The sequence below is a fragment of the Brevundimonas sp. genome (assembly GCF_027484365.1).
In the GTDB taxonomy this organism is placed as follows: domain Bacteria; phylum Pseudomonadota; class Alphaproteobacteria; order Caulobacterales; family Caulobacteraceae; genus Brevundimonas.
In genome coordinates this window covers 1-15,893 of sequence record NZ_JAIXTC010000009.1, presented here as the reverse complement: position 1 = coordinate 15,893, position 15,893 = coordinate 1, and the positions used below count along the sequence as shown (strand labels likewise).

The 15,893-nt window shown below is 65.1% G+C and carries 20 protein-coding genes and 1 tRNA gene; 5 read left to right on the top strand and 16 right to left on the bottom strand.

Translation table 11 applies throughout. From position 1 onward, the window contains the following. Window positions 1-3: 3 nt before the first annotated feature. Together Q0044_RS03880 and Q0044_RS03875 are read left to right on the top strand one after the other, a co-directional pair. Entirely contained in the window at window positions 4-945 is a 942-nt protein-coding gene (locus tag Q0044_RS03880) for an NUDIX hydrolase (protein WP_298159822.1), read from the top strand. Between the two features lie 99 nt (window positions 946-1,044). Beyond that, window positions 1,045-1,134: transfer RNA gene (locus Q0044_RS03875), tRNA-Ser, on the top strand. 106 nt (window positions 1,135-1,240) lie between these two features. On the opposite strand, the gene Q0044_RS03870 is transcribed toward Q0044_RS03875, so the two are convergent. The 6 genes from Q0044_RS03870 to Q0044_RS03845 all read right to left on the bottom strand — a co-directional run bounded on the left by Q0044_RS03870 (window position 1,241) and on the right by Q0044_RS03845 (window position 3,970). Next, window positions 1,241-1,960 (bottom strand): hypothetical protein, encoded by a 720-nt coding sequence (locus Q0044_RS03870; RefSeq protein WP_298159820.1) that lies wholly within the window; start codon window positions 1,958-1,960, stop codon window positions 1,241-1,243. A gap of 82 nt (window positions 1,961-2,042) precedes the next feature. After that, window positions 2,043-2,747, bottom strand: a complete 705-nt coding sequence (locus tag Q0044_RS03865) for a GIY-YIG nuclease family protein (protein WP_298159817.1) — start codon at window positions 2,745-2,747, stop codon at window positions 2,043-2,045. A 25-nt stretch (window positions 2,748-2,772) separates the two neighbouring features. After that, window positions 2,773-3,015, bottom strand: a complete 243-nt coding sequence (locus Q0044_RS03860; RefSeq protein ID WP_298159814.1) for a hypothetical protein — start codon at window positions 3,013-3,015, stop codon at window positions 2,773-2,775. 9 nt (window positions 3,016-3,024) lie between these two features. Further along, window positions 3,025-3,282 carry a hypothetical protein gene (locus Q0044_RS03855; protein ID WP_298159812.1) on the bottom strand — a complete coding sequence of 86 codons (258 nt, stop codon included), beginning with the start codon at window positions 3,280-3,282 and terminating at the stop codon, window positions 3,025-3,027. Between the two features lie 9 nt (window positions 3,283-3,291). Next, the gene (locus Q0044_RS03850) at window positions 3,292-3,687 is read right to left on the bottom strand and encodes a hypothetical protein (protein WP_298159809.1); all 396 of its coding nucleotides are present in this window, start codon (window positions 3,685-3,687) and stop codon (window positions 3,292-3,294) included. A 1-nt stretch (window position 3,688) separates the two neighbouring features. Next, a complete protein-coding gene (locus Q0044_RS03845; protein WP_298159807.1) occupies window positions 3,689-3,970 on the bottom strand; it encodes a hypothetical protein in 282 nt (93 codons plus the stop codon). Window positions 3,971-4,055: 85 nt separating this feature from the next. On the opposite strand from Q0044_RS03845, the gene Q0044_RS03840 reads away from it, so the two are divergent. Continuing rightward, window positions 4,056-4,382 (top strand): hypothetical protein, encoded by a 327-nt coding sequence (locus Q0044_RS03840; protein ID WP_298159805.1) that lies wholly within the window; start codon window positions 4,056-4,058, stop codon window positions 4,380-4,382. Between the two features lie 32 nt (window positions 4,383-4,414). On the opposite strand, the gene Q0044_RS03835 is transcribed toward Q0044_RS03840, so the two are convergent. The 7 genes from Q0044_RS03835 to Q0044_RS03805 all read right to left on the bottom strand — a co-directional run bounded on the left by Q0044_RS03835 (window position 4,415) and on the right by Q0044_RS03805 (window position 10,963). Further along, on the bottom strand, window positions 4,415-4,882 hold the full coding sequence (locus Q0044_RS03835) for a hypothetical protein (protein WP_298159803.1): 468 nt from the start codon (window positions 4,880-4,882) through the stop codon (window positions 4,415-4,417). Between the two features lie 10 nt (window positions 4,883-4,892). Next, window positions 4,893-5,615 (bottom strand): hypothetical protein, encoded by a 723-nt coding sequence (locus tag Q0044_RS03830; RefSeq protein ID WP_298159800.1) that lies wholly within the window; start codon window positions 5,613-5,615, stop codon window positions 4,893-4,895. Window positions 5,616-5,663: 48 nt separating this feature from the next. Beyond that, complete coding sequence (locus tag Q0044_RS03825; protein ID WP_298159798.1) at window positions 5,664-7,088, bottom strand: hypothetical protein; 1,425 nt, start codon at window positions 7,086-7,088, stop codon at window positions 5,664-5,666. Between the two features lie 732 nt (window positions 7,089-7,820). Further along, entirely contained in the window at window positions 7,821-8,987 is a 1,167-nt protein-coding gene (locus Q0044_RS03820) for an AAA family ATPase (protein ID WP_298159796.1), read from the bottom strand. Window positions 8,988-8,990: 3 nt separating this feature from the next. Next, entirely contained in the window at window positions 8,991-9,215 is a 225-nt protein-coding gene (locus Q0044_RS03815; RefSeq protein ID WP_298159794.1) for a helix-turn-helix transcriptional regulator, read from the bottom strand. A gap of 75 nt (window positions 9,216-9,290) precedes the next feature. After that, window positions 9,291-9,548, bottom strand: a complete 258-nt coding sequence (locus Q0044_RS03810; protein WP_298159793.1) for a hypothetical protein — start codon at window positions 9,546-9,548, stop codon at window positions 9,291-9,293. 167 nt (window positions 9,549-9,715) lie between these two features. Beyond that, the gene (locus Q0044_RS03805; protein WP_298159791.1) at window positions 9,716-10,963 is read right to left on the bottom strand and encodes a tyrosine-type recombinase/integrase; all 1,248 of its coding nucleotides are present in this window, start codon (window positions 10,961-10,963) and stop codon (window positions 9,716-9,718) included. Window positions 10,964-11,250: 287 nt separating this feature from the next. On the opposite strand from Q0044_RS03805, the gene Q0044_RS03800 reads away from it, so the two are divergent. Then, window positions 11,251-12,567: a DUF6538 domain-containing protein gene (locus Q0044_RS03800; RefSeq protein ID WP_298159789.1), complete on the top strand. Its 1,317-nt coding sequence runs from the start codon at window positions 11,251-11,253 to the stop codon at window positions 12,565-12,567. 10 nt (window positions 12,568-12,577) lie between these two features. Beyond that, on the top strand, window positions 12,578-13,015 hold the full coding sequence (locus Q0044_RS03795) for a hypothetical protein (RefSeq protein ID WP_298159787.1): 438 nt from the start codon (window positions 12,578-12,580) through the stop codon (window positions 13,013-13,015). Window positions 13,016-13,055: 40 nt separating this feature from the next. Here Q0044_RS03795 and Q0044_RS03790 read toward each other — a convergent pair whose 3' ends face one another. The 3 genes from Q0044_RS03790 to Q0044_RS03780 form a co-directional block, all read right to left on the bottom strand. Continuing rightward, entirely contained in the window at window positions 13,056-14,444 is a 1,389-nt protein-coding gene (locus tag Q0044_RS03790) for an efflux transporter outer membrane subunit (RefSeq protein WP_298159785.1), read from the bottom strand. Further along, a complete protein-coding gene (locus Q0044_RS03785; protein ID WP_298159782.1) occupies window positions 14,441-15,427 on the bottom strand; it encodes an efflux RND transporter periplasmic adaptor subunit in 987 nt (328 codons plus the stop codon). The genes Q0044_RS03790 and Q0044_RS03785 overlap by 4 nt, the downstream gene beginning before the upstream one ends. Beyond that, a partial coding sequence (locus Q0044_RS03780) for an ABC transporter ATP-binding protein (protein WP_298159780.1) occupies window positions 15,417-15,893 on the bottom strand: 477 nt, incomplete at its 5' end. The genes Q0044_RS03780 and Q0044_RS03785, both read right to left, overlap by 11 nt.

Here is a 15,893-nt window from a genome sequence, read left to right as displayed (position 1 = left end):
GCCGTGTCCTGGGGCGGCGAACACGGGGTCCGAATCGGCCTGTCCGCCGTTGTCATGGCGCTTCGCTCGGGACACCTCTGCATCCTGACCACGGAGACCCCCGAAGGCCAATTGGCCCTGCCTTTCGGTCCGTTCGATCCGGCCGGAGACCGCACCTTCGAACGCGCCCTGCGCGCCTTCGTGACCGCCCAGACGGGTTTTGGCCTCGGCTTCGTCGAACAGCTCTACACCTTCGGTGACGCCGGTCGCGCCGCGCCGCGCCCCACGCCGGGTCCCGACCGCCAGCGCGAGGTCTCCGTCGGCTACCTCGCCCTGACCGCCGACGCGGTCGACATGGCCCCGCCGGGAGCCCGCTGGACCCCGGCTCTGGAGATCTTTCCATGGGAGGACCGTGGCGCGCCCTCGATCAGGCTGATGAAAGACATCTTCGATGGTTTGACGATCTGGGCCGGCGGCGATCCGCGACGGTCCGACCGGATCGACGCCCTGTTCGCCCCGTCCGGTTCCGCCCGCTGGGACGAAACACGCGTGCTCGAGCGCTATGAGCTGTTGTACGAGGCAGGGCTGGTCGCCGAGGCGGCCCGCGACCGGGATGACGCCACGCCGCTGGACCTGCACGACCGCCCGATGGCCTCGGACCACCGGCGCATCACCGCCACCGGCCTCGGACGGCTGCGCAGCAAGCTCCGCTACCGTCCGGTCCTGTTCGAGCTGACCCCGGACACTTTCACCCTGTCCGCGCTACAGGCTGCGGCAGAAGCCGTCGTCGGCCTCAAACTCCACAAGCAGAACTTCCGGCGCGGCGTCGAACGCACAGGCCTGGTCGAGCCCACCGGCCGCCTCTCAACCGGGACTGGAGGCCGTCCCGCCGAGCTGTTCCGCTTCACCGGCGCCGGCCCGCGCGACGGCCAGGCTCCCGGCCTCGCCCTCCCCGCCCTGCGGTAACCCCGCTTCGTTCGGAAAATCGTCCGCACCCGCTTGCGGCGCAGGCCGCACCCCATTAGAGAAGCCGCTCGCTTTCGACCGAGCGTCCTACGGCCCCGCGGAGAGGTGGCAGAGTGGTCGAATGTACCGCACTCGAAATGCGGCGTGCCTTTACGGGTACCGTGGGTTCGAATCCCACCCTCTCCGCCACTTCGTCATACAGTGACTGGCCTTTAGGCCCACTTGGCGAAACCACCCATCATTTACCCCATCATCGCCGTGGGCGGCGCTTTGAGCCTGTTCTACCGCTCTGACGTCAGGGAACGGCTGCGATTCTTCGACCTACTAATCGTTCGCACTGGACCTCATTAAAAGCGAACTCGGCGGCGCTACGAATACCCTCCAGGTACTGGCCAGTCAGGTACACGCTGGCTCTGTCCCGGCTCTCAGCCGGCGGCAAATGCCTCGATAACATCGCATCACGTCTGGCCGCTGGCAGGACGGTGCTGCAAGCCCCTAGCGCCATTAGAAGGTCCCCCTTCGCAGTCAACGCAGGTGTCTGCCAACTCGCTAGGCCGCCGACCTCTACCCAGCTGTCGATTTTCGCCTGTCTCGCGAGGGCTCGCGCGGCCGAACCATCGCTAGAGATCAGCCCGACCGAGATAGGATCAGCCGCGAAGGCGTAGCATCGCCTGTCGGCCCCCGCAAAAAAGGCAGCAAGCGCCGTCAGCTCTCCCTGTTCTCTGAAAGCAGCCGCTGCACGTGTCATTTCGGTCCGCAGAATATCCGAATGGCGGCGGAGTATTTCACCACTCCATAGATCAACAGTTGCTTGATCGACCCCAGTTTCAGCTTGCTCTGCATACACTCGGGTAGCTATTTGCTCAGTCGCTCCATCGCTTAATGTCCAGCCGATTTCAGAACAGACGGTCGTTGCCATCAGGTACGAACCGACCTCGTCCACTCTGGCATACGCTCTGGCCTGTTCTGGTGGCACGGTGGTTTGCAGCAAGGCTGCGATAGCCAAGGCGATCATGCGTCTGCCCTCGTAAATCGGCGTTCCGCAATCTGGAACCCGGAAGGCAGTCTCTGTCAAATCCTACGGCCGATGTGAGCCTCTACTGGAACTTGCGCCTCTTGAAGGCGGCAACGTCACTCGCCGAGAGCCTGAACCACTCTCCATTGGCCCGTTGCTCGGCGAACCGGCGATGCCAATAGGCTTCGATACCCGGGGGATCGTCCGTTCGGATCGCATGAATGAGCTCGACGGCTTCTGGAAGCGCCACGCTGATCTGCTTCACGCGCCTCTCGACCTCGGCACTCCGCCCGATCTTGAAATGGGCACCGGAGCGAAGGAGGTAAACCAGTCCCTCTCGTTGACCGGCACCCGGCGTTGCCGCTTCCGAGGGGACCGGCAGCATCGCGGCGATATCCGCCAAATCGGCCCGGGTGGCCGCCCATTCGCTGAGGCGCGCCGTGAGTTCGACCATGCTTCCGAACCGGGCCTGGATCACGTCGTAGGACGGAAACGACGGCTCTTGTTGGCGTCGATATAGCTTGAGCTCTTGTGCGGTGGGCAGGCGGCCGAAATGCCGGCAGGCCAAGCCGACCTTCTCCAGCACTGCGACTTCCGACACCCGGGCTTTCCGCTCATTCGGGGTGAAGCCCGCCTCGGAAACTGCGTCACCCCAACGTGCCCAAATGCGGCCGGCCCAAACCGAGTCAGCTATTCCGGTTTCGCGGGCGAACGCAGAACGTCCCGGCGGGACCCCGGCAGCCGCATCAGCGAGGCGCTTGATCTCGGCGAGGATGTGGTCCTTCAAGACCAGGCCTGCCGGCGGCGTGGTATTATTCACTTGCGCCCTGCTGAAACTCCGCTGCCTCTAGAAGCTCAATCGCCGCGAGCACTATGTCCCGGGCGGTTTCCCGGGCGAACTCTCCGAGCAACATCCAAGACTGGCCGGCCGCTTCGATTTCTTGAAGGTTTTCACGATCAGCTATGAGATCGGCGGGCGACCTCAGCTTGGCGATCGTGTGCGCCACGATGAACTCGACTGCCCTCAATCGAACTTCGAGCGGATCAACGTCCATCGGCTCCTCCTACAATGTCGGCACGGCGACTTCTTGGACAAGTTCGCCGTTATCCTCTGGCCTAAAGAACGCGACGAAAACCTCCGGCTCCCGCTGGCGAAACTCTTCGGTCAAATATGCCTGAGGCTCGTTGAACTCGAGCTGGACCATGTTCTTTCCGCGAGTCTTCAGACGGTAGAACGTCATCCCGCCCTGGAACTCCAGCTCTGTATCGTCGGGCCACCCCGCGAGCTGGCGTTTGAGGTCTCCTACGGTGATGTCGGACATTGGCAGCTCCTATGACGGCCGAGTGAGCAGGATGGTGGCGAGAAGAGAGAGGAGCGCAACCAAGTTTCCGAAGAGCAGCAGGGTATGGGCGCGCCGAATGACGGCCCATCCGCTGTCTGTTAGGCGATAAATCGGCCCTACGCTGTCGAACATCTGGCCGGGACGGATCGTGCCATCGAGGTTCAGTTTTCCCCTCGGCATGGCCTTCTCAATCGGCTCGACCCATCCCCGCATCCAGCAAGTCATCAGGATCGCATCGGTATCGTCATCGTGCATTACGGCCTTCTCGATCACCCATATGCCAGGTCCACCGTTGGGGTCTGCGAGATGCATCGCAACGCGCTGGCCCGAGAGCTTCCTGAGCACGCGCTTTATCTTCGCTTCGCGTAAGAGGCCGGACAGCACGTCAGGAATGCCTCACGCCCTGATCAGCGTGCTTCGCCATCGTCGCAACCTGATCGAACATCCTCTTCAGGTGCTCGCGAACCAGGGCCTGGACTTCTTTCGGCATGTCGCCGGAGTCATAGACAGAACTCTCAACGACCTGCCGAAACTGCGCCACGGCAGCGCTCGGCGTGGTGTTGGCGAGGAAAGCGAAGTTACTCGCGGAAATTAGCGCCAACGAGTTGAAGGCATGCTCCAGTGCGATCAGACGCGCCAGGTCATCGGCTTGATAGCTGTCGCTCATGGTGGTCTCGGTCCAGTTAGGTGGTCTCGACGTTGACCTGAGTCGAACCCCTTCGCGAATCACCCGCGTCTTCTAAGGAGCGAGAATGCCGTTGAACCCTGACGTTGCCGATATGATCGCCAGTGCACGCTCGTTCGCGGAGCGCGCAGATCCAGTCAGCTTGCTTCAGTGCAGCAAAAACTCGGCGGCGATGCTGCAAAATGCGAGGCAGTTCGTGGTCGCGACGGCCGAGCTCGATGAACTATTCGCGAATGCTGAGCGGGCCTGTCGTGACCTTGGACGGGTCGATGCTTGGAACAGGGAGCAACTGGCCGAGGCGAAGGCGGCGGTCGATGTCGCTTTGACGGCCCTCAGGCCGCACCTGGACCGGGCCGAGCCCAATGATCACGCCAAGGCGCTGGGGCTAGACTAACAGCGAACCGGTGGCCCCCACCGCCGCGCCCATCAATGGACCGTCCGAAGAGCGCGCATCATTTCTCCGTATCGTCCGGAGCCATGAGTCCTAACCTTTGGCCGGTAGGGCTCCCCCCCAGGGCTCATCAGCCATGACGAGACGGCGTTGGCGACGGAGACCGGTCCATAGGCCGTCAGAGCGTAGGCCTGCGGGCCTAGGGGCTCCTCCACCACGTCGAACTCCATCTGGCCTTGCAAGAGTGCCGACACGGCGCGTCTGTAGACCGGCTGAACGTCAGCGGTCGTCAGGGCGCAGTCGAGCGCCCGATCAATAACGGCTCGGCGCAATCGCGCCTCGGCTTTGGTCAGCCGCGCTTCCTCAGCAGCCAATGCCCCTTGATGCGTGTCCAGCAGCGCGATGATCTCGGGGTGAAGCTGATAGCCACCCTCGGGTCTCTCGACATAGCCGCCCCGGTCCTCTGGAGCCGCGTCTTCCAAGCTTTGAATGATGAGTTGCATCGTCTGTCTCCTATTTGAAGCTGGCCAAGGCCCGTTCGGTGCGTTCCGCCGCCTCCTCCGCCCGGATCGCCTGGGGCGTCGTGGTGATGGCGTCGGTGAATCCGACCAGCGACACCGCACCCCGCTCAAGCCCCTCCAGGGCCTTGGTCAGCCGCGCGATCCGATCCGCCTCCCGGGGGTGGCGCTCATTGCGGTATCGGTCCTGAAGCATCCGCTGTTGATCAGTGCCGAGGCCCGACAGCAGCGCGGGTCCGCGAAGCATTGCACCTATGACCGCGTCCTCCCCATCCTCGAAAGCTTGAGAGATGGCAGCCGAGCGATCTCGTGCGGTCATCCTTGCGAGGGCCGCTCTGATCTCCCCTTCCAGCATCATGGCGCCGGCGTCGCGAGCGGGCAGAGGCGCCGCAGTTTCCGCAGAAAGACGGGCGACCGTGGCGGCCAGACGGTTGCGGGCCTGGTCCAGGGTGTGGGCGGCCCTCTCTCCGGCCTTAAGGCCCTTCTCGCGCAGAGTAAGGGCAACGGCGCCAGGGCTCTTCGTTGGGTCCGCTTTCAGAGCGTTGGAGAGCGCCAACACCTGTTCGGCCTGACCGCGAGCTTGGCGCAAGGCATCCGCGAGCGCGTCCAAGTCGTCGTCATGCAAGCGGGCGCCGGTGTTTGGATCGCGGGCATACAGCGGCTCGACGACGTCATCGCTGAGCGACAGAGGAACGTGATTCATGGGCTCAGCGGTCATGGCCGAAGCTCCTTTCAAGGGTTGAGGCAAAGGGAGAACGGAGCGCCACTAGCGGGCTCCAAAGGCTACGCGACGGATGACAGCGACCGCCCGCGCCGGCTTGGCGCAAAGAGTGATCACGCCTGCGACCGCGTTTGCGAGGTCGTCATGGCCGTGAGGCGGGTGATCGATGCTCTCACGACCGCCACGGGCGACCCGGCGCTCCAGGTTGGCGATCTGGTTCACGAGCGGCTTACTGTCTAGCAGCGTGACCTTGCCGCTGTTCAGGGCCGGGAGCATGGCCTGATAAAGATCGGTCCGAGGTCGGTCGGCTAGATTGTAGGCGACACCGTTCTTCCGGAACTGTTCGCGCGGCCATTCCCCGGCATAACGATCTCCGGTCACGTCACTGACCCCGTAAGACTTCAGCACCTCGCAGAAGTCGATCACAACCGCCTCAGGGCTGAAGGGCGGCTTACGCTCCCGCATCACGTCCAGGACAACATGGTCATCCTCCGCGTGCGCTATCGCTAGGGTCATCGCATCATTCGACCCACCGGACGGGTCCACGAACGCATGGTACGTCGTCCGCGCCATGAAGAGCCGTTCCGTCACTCCATGGGCGACGCAGCGTTCGACGGTGTCCCGGTCGATGAAGGCCGAAACGTCCGATCTGAACTCTGCGCCGTACTCGGCAGCGGCGGCAACCGGATCACGCTCATAGGCCCGGGCGATGACCCGATCCGGCAGGGTCGAGTTGAAAGCCTTTGATGGTCCCTTGGCGACCAGAACTAGCGGATCACCGTCCGGACCGAAGTCGCGCTTGAAGTTGCCGTAGAGCTCGCCCCGCTTGGCGTAGGGCGAAGAGATCACGAACAGCGGTCCGCCGGTCGTGGCGAGTGCCGGGCGGAGCGCGGCGAGTATCTCGCTGTCGGGGTTGGCCGCGCCCTCCACCTGCCAAAAAGCGATCTCATCCGCGATGGCCGCGACGGCCGTGATGGACCGGACCGTTCGGAAGTTCGCCGGCCTGACTTCGATATCGACAAGCGTCGTCAGTCGGATCGTGTCCGCCGTGGGGTCGCCGTCGATAAGGTCAGACAGAACCGGCGAATGCTGGAGGATAGCCTTGCCGTGCATGAAGGCGCGACCGGCCTGACTGACGCTCGCCGCCAAGATGGGTATGACGCCTCGCTCCCCGGGCGCCAGATAGCTGCTGTGGTCGCAAAGGCCGCCGACGTAGGCCGCCATCGTCCCGGCCGCCCGCGTCTTTCCTCCGCGTCTCCCGACGATGCCCCAGAGCTCCTCGACAGGCTCTAGGGGCTCCACGTCACGCTCCGTCAGGGCGGTGTAGATGGCCCGCTCGTCATCCGTCAGGGCCTCACCCATCGCGGCGATCAGCAACGTCCGCCACGGCAGCCAACTGTCGCCAGGGATTGCTCCGCCTAGCAGGTTGGGATCAGCCAAGGCCTCCCGCATGGCGACGAGGGGTTTCATTCGGCGGCGTCTAAGGCGGGCTGACGACCGGACAGGTAGGAGGTGAGACCGGCGGCCGACGGACGCTTACGAGCCGGCGCACGGCGCGAGAGCGAGGCCAAGGCGCGGATCGCTCCGTTGGCCGCACGGGACATGTCCTCCGCAGATACAGGTTCTCCTCGTACCATTCGCGCCGTGAGGTCTTCGACATGCGTCTGCATGGATGCGGCAGCCCGGATTTGCAGCCGCATCGCCTCTGACACGGGGAGTTGGGCCTCCGAGGTCAGAGCCTCGACTAGGTCGCGGAATCGGCGGGCGGAAGCCGAACGGCCATCGATACCGGAGAGCACGGCCGATCCATTCGTGATCCGACTACGGTTCGTCGTCGAAGGCTTGGCGAAATGGGTTGGAGACGCGGGCATAACGAGACCATTAATGATGGGTGTGACGTTGGGTTAATAGACCGACAGTGTCAATCATTCCCATCTGCGCTTGCTTCCATGCGGATACTATCTCCGTAGAACCGAACTTCCGGATCGCGCGGGAAAAGGCGGTGGTCGAAGTCTGTCTCTGTCCACGACAACGAGCACTCGGCTTCCGCATCAATCAGCCACCCGCTCTCGATGACGGTGAGGGACGCGGCGACAGGGACACTCTCTGCCCGAAGGTGACGGGACAGACGGGACACACCCCCTATAGGGGTGTCCCTGTTGTCCCCCTCCGGGACTGTCCCGGCGGACAATATGTCCCCCTTCATTTGTCCCCCGCGTCCATGATCCAGGCGAGCGGTTCGACGACACCGACAACTCCCTTGGCCACCAACTCTTTGACGGCGCGGGAGAAGGCCTTCTTGCGGGCTTCAGGGGAGCTATCGCTGATTTCCATGCGGTAGGCGTATTCACGCCAGAGCACCGTCTTCGCGCACTGGACATGCGTTGGTATTGCGCCACCGGGAGACCGGACCGCCTCATCGGCAATGCACTGGTTCAGAGCCTTCAGGGCGACCTTCTGCGATGCCGAGAGCCTCACCCCCTTTTCCTTTCGGGGAATACCCTCGCCAGCCTCCAGGATGTCGAACCGGGAGCCATCGGACGCGAGCCGGAAGGTCTTCCCGGCGCGGCTGTAGTTGCTCTTGGTGAGCGCGAGCGTGAGAAGGCGCCGTTCCTCCGGATCGTCCTGGACCTCATCAACAGAAAGGTGGAGGAAGGCGCGGGCTTGGTTGCGCCACGCGGTCGAACCTGAAGTCCCTCGGCCGCCCTTCATGCCGTCAACGGACGGGTGACCCAACAGCAGGATCGAGATGTCGTGCTCTTTCGCTAGGGCATTGAGCCGGCGCATGAAGGCGGAAACCTGAGAGCGGTCGATCTCATTGCCGCCGAAGACGGCCGCTGCGTAGTCGATGACCAGTAGGGAGGCAGCTTCGGCCCTCACCCGGTCCAGCAACGCATACATGAGGGGCGTAAGAACCAGTTCGCCGGTGTCTGTGAAGTAAGCGATGATGGTGTCGAAGCCGACACCTGGCAGTACGATGACGCTAGGCACGATGGCTGCAAAATCGACGCCTGTACCAATGCAGATGCGGTGCAGCCGACGGACGATCTCTTCGGCGTCATCCTCGGCGAACAGACCTACTGACTTCCACCCCAAGGCCGTCTCATCCAGCCACTTGGCTGACGACCGTGAGGCCATGCAGACCATGAGCCAAAGAGCCAGGAGCGTCTTGCCTGATCCGCCATCGCCATAGAGCGCCGTGACGCACCCGTAGGGGATCAGGCCACGCACCAGAAAGGCCCGCTCGTCAGGTTCGCATCCCGCCCATTCGCCGAGATTGAGGAACGGAAACGCTTCAGTTTCCGCGTGCTGCTCAAGCCGTTGTTCGGGCTCCGACCTTTGAGGCAGCTTCGCCACCGCTTCGATCACGGCTCAGGCCTTTGTGCCGGCAGCCAAGGCGCGGCGGAGATCGCCGACGTTCCAGGCCGTGACGCGAGGGCCAAGTTTTCGCGGGGCGGGAATCTGGCCTGCCTTCACGCGGCGCCGGATGGTTTCATCGCTACAGGCATAAAGAGCCTGGACGACAGGCAAACGAACGTGCGCGGCATCCGGTAGGCTGTCGAAGCCGCTTAGCGCGTTACCGTTGGGAACTGACATTGCGATCTCCTTGGATATGGAGACCGCAGGAGGCCATTCGACGCCACGTTGGGGGAGGGCGCTAAAGTCAGAGGTTTATTTGCCGGAGAGCATCGTCCGCAAAGCGCGGCGTTGAATACCGAAAATCTCCGCCACTTCCTCCTCAGCTTCGTCCCGCTTCATACCCTTCGCTTGTCGCTCTCGGATCAGGGACGCCGCTCCCAAAGCGCGCATGGCCCTGTTGGTGCGATGGTACGTGGTCCAGGTATCTTCGCCCGGCCTGCCTCCATTCAGTTTGGGGAACCACTGCCGCTCCAAAATGTCGGCCAACTCGGCCTGGTCCTCGACCGTCATCGGCTGATCAGATCGAAGGCCAGCGAGCCACATTCGCTTTTCGCCGTCAGTTACGCCGGAGGCGAGTTTCTCGGCTGTGAGCTCGACTCGCGAGTCGATTGTCACGCTCTGAGGGCGGACTCCCCGAGCCCTATCCTCATCCGAAATCGGTTCGCGGCGATCTCGACTCATGCTCGGGCCGCCGTAATCGAAACGATGTCTGCTGACGCGACTGGCTTCTCAATGAACTTGGCCCAATCAGCCATCATCCGAGTCCGCTTGGCGAACAGGTCGCCACGCCGATAAGCGGCCTCAACCTTATCGCCAATCGTATGAGCCAAGGCCATTTCGGCGACGTCTCGCGGGTAGTTCGTCCGCTCGGCTGCCCAATCCCTAAATGTTGAACGGAAGCCGTGGGCGGTCGCCGGGACCTTCATGCGTCGCAGCACCGCCGTCAGTGTCATGTCCGACAGAGGACCACCTCTGGGCGCGGGGAAAACAAAGTCCGTCCCTGCAATCTTCGGCAACGCGGCCAAGAGGTCCAGGGCCGGTTGTGAGAGTGGGACGCGATGCTCTTTGCCCGCTTTCATCCGGTCGCCCGGCACGGTCCAGACCTTTTCGATGAGGTCGATCTCAGACCACTTGGCTCCCCTCACCTCGCCCGACCGAGCGGCCGTTAGGATCACGAACTCCAGAGCCCGGGCGCCCATGCCCTCGGCGCGGCGGAGGTCAGAAAGGAACGACGCCATGCTCTCGGCCGGCAGAGCGGCGTGGTGAACCGCTTTGGCGATCTTGCCCGGTGCCGCCAACTGTTGGTCCAGATGATCGCGCCAGCGAGCTGGATTCAGGCCGTCACGGTGGCCCCGCGCGGTCGCCCATCCGAGAACCCGCTCAATGCGGCCCCTGAGCCGCGTGGCGGTCTCGGTCCGATCCTTCCAGATGGGTTCGAGGACCGACATGACGTGCACGCCCTCGATGTCCCGAACAGAGAGCTTCGCCAGCTTCGGGAAGGCATAGGTGGCCAGCGTGTTTTCCCATTGCTGACGATGCTTGGTATTTCGCCAGCCATCCTCGTGGGCGGCGATGTATGCTTTGGCCGCGTCCTCGAACGTGATGACCTTGGCGGTCTCGGCGCGCAAAGCGCTCTTCCGAGCTTTCCGGTCCTCAATGGGGTCAATACCGTCGTCAATCTTCTCGCGTGCTCTGCGAGCGGCTTCGCGCGCACCGGCCAGGGTCACGTCTGGGAAGCCGCCCAAGCCCATGTCTCGGCGCCGCCCGCCGATCATTGCACGGAGAACCCAGGAACGCCCCCCGCTCGGCAAGACTTGAAGATAGAGACCGGACACGCCACCGACGGCATAGAGCCCCGGCTCTTTCAGCCTGGACACCGCCAACGGACCTAGTTCAGGAGCCTTGCGGGCCATCGACTTCACCATCCACCAACTCACCCATCAATAGATATGTGGTTTCGTGTGGTGTCAAGCGGGCCTGTGGGGGTTGGAATCCAAGCGGCGCGGCCCGTGCACGCTGGTACTGTGGCCTAGTGTGGCTAACTGGAGTTCTACGGAGGCGGACACCCTCTCCGCCACTTCCTGAAAAACAGCCGTATTAACAACGGCCCATTTCAGGACTTGGCTGTCACCAGCCCAAACTGGTACCATTTACTGGCCCACACCGATGCTGGCGTGGGCAACCGTGATTTCGGCGCAAGCGCGAAATTACGGTGACTGGGGTTCGCCGCATCACGCGGAAGCCGTCCCCGCACCTTCTCCTAAGGAACGGCGTCTATTACCTGCGCGTGCGGGTGCCGGTCCATTTGAAGGCGCGGATCGGTGCCTCCGAGATCCGACGGTCCCTGGCCGTCCATCACCCTCGAACAGCACAGGTTCTCGCCACTCGTTACGGCGCGCGCGTGTTTGAAGTGTTCGAGATGCTTAGTCACCAATCTGTTTCCAAAACCGAGGTCCGGAGCCTTATCGAAGGTTGCTTCGCGGGCCTAAGGGACGCTGCCGATATGGGCTTCCTCCCGCGTACGGACCAACCGGATATCGAAATCGACGAACAACGAGACCTGTCGCTCACGCGTATCCGCGGGCTTGAAGAACAGATCACGATGAAGGTGTTTGACGCGGAAATCCGCACGCGTGCCCTGTTGCTTGCCAGTCAGTCGGGCCTGCCGTTCTTCGAACAGTCGCAGGCGGTCCAGATCGACATCATGGAGGGCGTCGCTCGTGCTCACGTCGAGCAAGCGCGACTGCTCCTGTTCCGTTTGAAGGACCGGCTAACCCCCTACGCGGCGATCGATCCGCTTTTCACGATGGCCCCGTCGGAAAACGCCATCCTCTTGCAAGGTCCGGCGACGAGCGGTGGGATTAAGCTTCGCGAGTTGTTCGATACCTATATCGAGTGCGGCAAGAGCCAGTGGGTGCCCAAGACCGTGGCCAGTCGGTCTCGCCAGCTTCAGTTGCTGCTGGACTATTTCGGAGACGAGACGCCGGTCGCCGCGATCACGCCCCCTCGCCTCCGCGATTACCGGGACGCTCTGATGAAGCTGCGCGCCCGGAAGGGGCCCGGCCCGAGCCTGCCGTTCGCCGCTCGTCAGACCACCGATGTGAACGCCAGGATTGCTCCCAAAACCGTGCTTCTCCTGTTCGAGACCGCGAAGTGCTTCTTCCGGTGGGCTTATCAAGAAGCCCATCTGGCCGCCGATCCGTCCCGCGATCTTCAGGTGAAGCTTCCGGCGACTAAGGCTAAAGGCAAACGATCGAGGAAGCCCTTCACGGGGGATCAACTGGGCAAGATTTTCGGTTCGCCCGTCTTTCAGGGCAGCTTGTCGATCACGCATCGGACCCGACCCGGCGACAAGCGGATTTATGACGCCAAATTCTGGGTTCCCATCATCGCTCACTACACCGGCCTCCGCCTGAGCGAGATCATTCAGCTCCAGTTGGGCGATATCATTGTAATCGACGGCATCGACTGCATCAGCGTTTCGGAGGACGGCGGAGGCGAACGAGGCAGCGGCGATCCAGTCAGCTGACGGTTCAGGCGTGGTCACGACGGACCTGCCGTGGATCGCCGCAAGGATTCCGGAGCGCGTTGACGGGCTCGAAAAGGAAACACGGGCCGCCAAGCTCCTCTACGACGCACACGACGACGCCGGTTACGAAGCAGCGGTTGCGAAGATCTACAGCCGCCTGCGCAGCACGTGGGAACGAGGGCTGGAGGATGTCGCGCTCTGCGGTGTCGTGACTCGCCACCGCGACTACATCAACACCAAGGACCTTGCGAAGGTCACCGTGCTCCAACCGCAGGACGTTCTCGATTTCCAGGCCGCCTTCAAGAAGTGCTGCGACCAGACCGATGCGCACGACCCGTCGCGCGGCCGCAACGCCGCGCCGCCCCCGCCGGATGAGGTTCTCGCCGACATCGCCAAGGTCCGTCCTTGGATGGATGCGATCCGTGAGCGGCAGAAGGCTGTTGGATAGCGCTGTCGCGGCTACCGACAGGCCCATGATGCCGACATCATCAATCGGGGTGGCTGCTCGTGCAGCAAACGCCGCCTAATCCGATCGCTGCGCTCAGGCGGGCGTAGGCCGCGAGCGCCTGACCCCGCGCCGCGGCGTCATCGGCGCGGGCGTCCGCGGCGGCCCGCTGTGCGGTGAGGACCTCCAAGAAGGGTGCCACGCCGCCCCGGTAGCGCTGGTTGGCAAGGCGGGTCTGGTCGTCGGCGGCCGCGACGGCTTCGGTCAGGGTCACGGCGCGGGCCTCGGCAGAGGCCAGGGCGACGAGCGCCTGCTCGACCTCGGACAGGGCTTCGACGGCGGCCTGGCGATAGGCGATCTCGGCCTGGGTCCGGCGGGCGTCGGCGGCGTCGCGGGCGCTCTCCAGCCGGCCGAAGCTGAACAGGGGCGCGGTCAGGCCGCCGGCGATCTGGCTGAGGAAGCCCGACGCGGTGAAGGGCGTCTCGGGATCGAGCTCCTGGCCGCCGAGCGCGGCGCTGAGTGACAGCGTCGGCCAGAAGTCGCGGTGCGCGGCCCGGACGTCCGCGCCGGCGGCCCAGAGCTGGAGTTCGGCGGCGCGCAGGTCCGGGCGGCGGGCGAGGACGGCGGCGGGGGCCGACAGGGCGCGGACGGCCGGAGTTTCGAACGCGGCGGTGGTGGATTCGGTCAGAGTCGATGTCAGCGCGCCGGGGTTCAGACCGAGCAAGGCCTCTAGGCCCAGTCGCGCCTCCTGGGCGGCCTGGCGCGCGGCGATGGGTCGGCCGCGGGCGGAGGCCAGGGCGGCGCGGGCCGACGCCGCGTCGAGGCCCGAGGTCAGGCCCGCCCGTTCGCGCGTGTCGGCCAATGAAAGGGACTCTTCCAGCGCGCGCACGGCGAGGTCTCCGGCGGCGGCGCGGGCCTGGGCCTCGCGGTAGGCGGCGTAGAGCTGGACGACGGTCGACCGCGCGGTCAGGCGGGCGGCGTCGACGCGGGCGGCTTCGGCCTCGGCGCGCAGGCGCTCGGCCTCGGCGCGGGTGCGGAAGGCGCCGTTGAGATCCGGGTTCAGGCTGAAGGAGACCAGAGCCTGAAAGGTGTCCTGGTCGACGTCATCCACCGACTGCCGCTCGGCGGTACCCTGTCCGCCGATCTCGGGACGAAGGGCCGCGCCGGCCGAGCCGAGCCGGGCGCGGGCCGCGAACAGCCGGGCTTCGACGATACGGACGTCGGACGCCTCGCCCGCCAGTTCGACGATGCCGTCGAGAACCGGATCGCCGATGGCGATCCACCAGCGGTCGGTCGCCGGGTCGGCGGCGGGCAGGGCGACGACGTCCCAGGCGGCGGGGGCGGCCAGCGCCGACGCAGGCGGCGTCAGGTCCGACGCGCAGGCCGACAGCAGCACGCCTGCGGTGGTGATCATCAGGGCCTGGCGGATCATCGCGCGGGCTCCGCCGTCGGAGCCGCCGCCTGCGTCGCCGAGGGCGCGGCCTCGACGAAGACGTCCATGCGCTGGCCGAGATAGGCGGGCGCTGCGGCGGGGTCGAAGCTGTAGATCGCTTCGACGACGCGCGTGTCCACACGCTCGGAGCCGCCGGACAGGGCGCGCTTCTCGACCACCTGCGGCTCGATGCGGACCAGCGTGAGAGGGATCCGACGGCTGGCCTGTCCGCGCAGCGTTCCATAGGCGCGGCCCGAGCGGGTCAGGCGCGCGGCGTCGGCTTCGTCGAACTCGGCGCGGACGTGCAGGCGGGCATCCTCGCCCATGGCGATCAGGGGCTGCGAAACCGGGCCGGCCGGGGCGTATTCGCCGGATCGAACGTCGACCCGGAAGATGCGGCCCGCGATGGGCGCCGCGACCGTCAGCCGGTCCAGATCGACGCGGCGGGCCTGGGCCTGGGCGCGCGCGGCGGCGGCACTGGCCCGGGCCTGGGCGGCGGCCGCCTCGGCCCGGCGCACGGCGAAGCGGCGGCGCTCCAGTTCGTCTCCGGACAGGGCGCGGGGGTCGTCAACCGACTCGAACAGGGACAGCCGCTGGCGCTCGTCGGCCAGAGCCACTTCGGCCTGACGGGCAGCGGCCTCGGCGGAGGCTGCATCGGCGACGGCGGTGGCGACGGCCGCCTGGGCGGCGCGGGCGTCCAGCCGGAACAGAGGCTGGCCCTTGGTCACGCGGTCGCCGGGCTGGACCAGGACGCTTCGGACCACGCCCGGCACCTCGGCGGCGACTGCGATCAGTTCGGACTGGGGCTCGATGGTCCCGATGCCCGCCACGGTCGAGGAATAGGCGGCGGTGGGCGGCGTCGCAGGCGGATCGGCGCGGGTGCGCTCGGGCCGGATCACGGCGCTGATGGCGAAGATCAGGCATCCGCCCGCGACGGCGGGCAGGATCAGGCGCTGGATCTGTTGGCGACGACTAGTGGGCATGAAGTCCCTCCGGGAGTGTTCCAAGGCGGCTGTCTCCGACGATCCGCCCGTCTTCCATGGCGACGATCCGGTCGGCGTAGCGGTAGATGCGGTTGTCGTGGGTCACGACCAGGACGGCGCGGCCGGGACCGCCGGCGGCCTCCTTCAGCAGTTCCATTACCTGGCGGCCGGTCTGGGCGTCGAGCGCGGCTGTGGGCTCGTCGCAGACCACCAGATCCGGCTCGTGAACGATGGCGCGGGCGATGGCGACGCGCTGCTGCTGACCGCCCGAGAGCATGCGCGGCAGCTTGTCGGCGTCGGGACCCATGCCCAGCGTCTCGAGCACGGCGCGCGCCTTTTCGGCAGCGACCTTCAGCGGCATGCCGTCAGCGACGAGCGCCATGGCTGCGTTCTCGGCGGCCGTCAGGGCGGGCAGGAGGTTGTACTGCTGGAAGATGAAGCCGATCCGGCGACGGCGCAGGATGAC